The sequence below is a fragment of the Halorubrum sp. Atlit-28R genome, from assembly GCF_003665955.1.
Lineage (GTDB): Archaea > Halobacteriota > Halobacteria > Halobacteriales > Haloferacaceae > Halorubrum > Halorubrum tropicale.
Genome location: NZ_QPLS01000251.1, coordinates 1 through 446, shown reverse-complemented (window position 1 = coordinate 446; position 446 = coordinate 1). Strand labels below are relative to the sequence as shown.

1 protein-coding gene is annotated in these 446 nt (G+C 60.8%); it reads right to left on the bottom strand.

The annotated features are described in order from the left end of the window. A partial coding sequence (locus DVK06_RS17770) for an EthD family reductase (protein WP_233561821.1) occupies window positions 1–288 on the bottom strand: 288 nt, incomplete at its 3' end. Between the last annotated feature and the right edge of the window lie 158 nt (window positions 289–446).

The following is a 446-nucleotide window of genomic DNA, read 5'->3' as shown; positions in this document are numbered from 1 at the left end:
GTGAACCGTCTCCTCGACGTAGAGCGTCGGTCCCCGTTCCATGTCGGTGAACGCCGCCGCGTCGGCGTTCACGCGCTGACCGACCTCGGAGTCGAACGCCGCCTTCAGAGCGGCCATGTCCTCGAAGTAGAGTTCGACGATACCGTCGTACTCGGACCGTTCGGGGTCGGTCGGGACGCTCGTCGCGTACTTCACGAGCCCCGGAAACTCCCTCGCGAGTTCCGCGTGGCTCCCCCGCCACCGCTCGACGAACTCCTCGTGCGTGTAGTCGTCGTCCCGGACGAGCATATTCACCAATTTAATCATGCACGTCTGCGATCCAATCCGACGTTACTTTGCTCTATCGCTGACTCGCGGTTCGAGCGGCCGTCGAGGGCGTTCGAGTGGGTGGAACTGACGTTCGAACTGTTCGAACAGATTTATCACGAATGAACACCGACGATAAG